General features: G+C 48.7%; 1 protein-coding gene and 1 pseudogene. Both read left to right on the plus strand.

Annotated elements, in window-relative coordinates; all coding sequences use genetic code 11:
* The first annotated feature begins 113 nt into the window (after nucleotides 1–113).
* Nucleotides 114–1,587 (plus strand): annotated as a pseudogene (locus AC075L_RS04315) (ABC transporter ATP-binding protein).
* A 3-nt stretch (nucleotides 1,588–1,590) separates the two neighbouring features.
* The coding region (locus AC075L_RS04320) for an ABC transporter transmembrane domain-containing protein (RefSeq protein WP_476387184.1) at nucleotides 1,591–2,550 on the plus strand (960 nt) is incomplete at its 3' end.

Below are 2,550 nucleotides of genomic sequence, written 5' to 3' on the forward strand. Positions count from 1 at the left end.
AATCCACGCACCTGCCTTGTCCAGATAAAATGCGGAGCTGCCGATTGGGGCGTCATGGCCGTTGCCGTAGCTTATCTGATTTTTGAATTATGTGTGCGGGGAGGTGTGATCGGTTGATTGAGTTTGAAAATGTATCGTTTTCCTATACAGGACAGGAACATGGCGGGCTGCATGACATCAATTTGAAAATTTCGGACGGAGAATGTGTCCTGTTCTGTGGCCGCAGCGGGTGCGGAAAAACAACGATCACAAGGCTGGTGAATGGACTGATCCCTCAGTTTTATCAGGGAGAGCTTCAAGGCCGTGTGCTGGTAGATGGTCAGGAAATCAGCAGCCGCCCCATGTATCAGATTGCTGCTAAGGTCGGCTCCGTTTTCCAAAATCCACGGACACAGTTTTTCAATGTGGACACAGACAGCGAGATTGCCTTTGGCATTGAGAACGAGGCTCGTCCTCCACAAGAGCTGATAGAGCGAGTGGAACAGACAGCCGACGATCTGCGTATTCAAAAGCTGCGGAACAGAAATATTTTTGAACTGTCCGGCGGTGAAAAGCAGAAAATCGCCTTCGCTTCTGTTTATGCCATGAACCCACAGATTTATTTGCTGGATGAACCATCCTCTAATCTGGATATGACTTCTGATCCAGGAACTAAAGGAACATTTGCGGCTGATAAAAAAACAGGGCAAAACAGTTTTGATAGCGGAACATCGTCTGTACTACCTGATGGAGTTGGCTGACCGAATTGTTTATCTGGAAAACGGAGAAATCAAAGGAATATACACCCCGGAAGAATTTCGGCAGCTACCTGAACCTGATCGTGAACACATGGGTCTGCGAGCTGTTGATCTACAGGCGGTATTCCCGCCAAAAGCCCACTTGCCTGCGCCTCCCCCTGTATTGGAGCTGCGGAATGTGACGCTCCGTTACAAGAAGCAAACAATTTTGCATGACATTGAGCTATCCGCCGGAAAGGGCGAAGTGATTGGTGTGGTCGGCCACAACGGAGCTGGAAAGACTACATTTTCCCGCGCTCTCTGTGGGCTTCACAAAGACTGCGATGGACAATTTTTGTGGGAAAGCGAGCCGATTGAGCGTAAGGAAAGGCTGAAACGCTCTTACATGGTTATGCAGGATGTGAATTATGAACTTTTCGCTGACAGCGTGGAGGCAGAGTGCTCCTTTGGTATACGCAATCCAGATCAAACACTGGTAAATGCAACTTTGGAGGAATTAGGCCTTACCCAATATCGGGAGCGCCATCCAAACACGCTTTCTGGCGGTCAAAAGCAACGAGTAGCTGTAGCTGTTAGCATGATTTGTGGGAAAGATCTGCTGGTATTCGATGAACCGACCAGCGGCCTTGACTTTGACAGTATGACGCAGGTGGCAGGACTGATCCGCCGATTGTCCAATATGGAAAAGTTATTTTCATTGTCACCCACGATTTTGAATTTGTCTGCCGTACCTGCTCACGTGTCCTGCATTTTGACGAGGGAGAAATGCCCGAGTGATGTACCAGTTACAATGGATGCCCTCCCGAAATTGAGAGAGCTGTTCTCTGTTTCAGATGGAAAGGAGAGGTAGTCTATGAAGCAGAAAAAAGAAAACAGAGTAGCACTGCTGCTCCATTGGGCCGGAGGCCAGAAAATCTGGCTGTTCCTGGCAATCCTGCTGTCCATGTGCAGTGGGCTTTGCATTATTGTTCCGTATATTGGGATTTACAGGCTGATGGATGCCACATTTAACAATGCCTGCACAAAAGAACTTGTGGTACAGACTGTGGCAATGATTGCCGCCGCTGTCACCCTGCGTTTTGCATTATTCGGCTGTTCCGGCGTGACAGCCCACAAAGGCGCATACGGCGCACTGTTCAAAGTGCGCTGCATGGTTGCGGAACACATGGCCAGAGCGCCTTTGGGGGCCTTGAATGAACGGCGCACCGGGGATATAAAAACGGTTCTGAATGAAGATATTGAAAAGCTGGAGTTGTTCCTGGCCCATAACCTTCCTGACCTTGTGTGCTATCTGGTTGGGCCGGTAGTCATCTTTATTTACCTGATGACCGTCAATATTCCTCTGGCATTGATTTCCCTGGTTCCGCTGATCCTTGCTGTTGTTGTAATGGGGATGATGTTCCGCAACACGGATGACCTGATGGAACGGGCCAATCGCTCCATTACCACACTGAACTCGGTTATGATTGAGTACATCAGCGGTATGAAATTGATTAAAGCCTATAACATGGGGAGCAAATCGTTTCAAAAGTTTTCAGACGCTATCCAGGAAGAAAACGCCATGTGGAATGAAACTTCCCGGCGCATGGGGCCACCTTATGCGGCCTTTGTTGTTATCATCGAATGTGGGATGTTGCTGATGGTTCCAATCGGCGGAATGTTTTTCCTCAAAGGCTCACTGGCGGCCAGCGCATTTTTGCTGTTCGTCTATGTAGGTTCCATGTATCTGACGGAAATCCGCCCCCTGCAAGAACTGGGGACTAATTTTGCTAATGTACTGAACGCTGTTACCAAGACCAAAGAAATCCTGGAT

Source organism: Blautia sp. ZXY-1-B12, assembly GCF_056339915.1.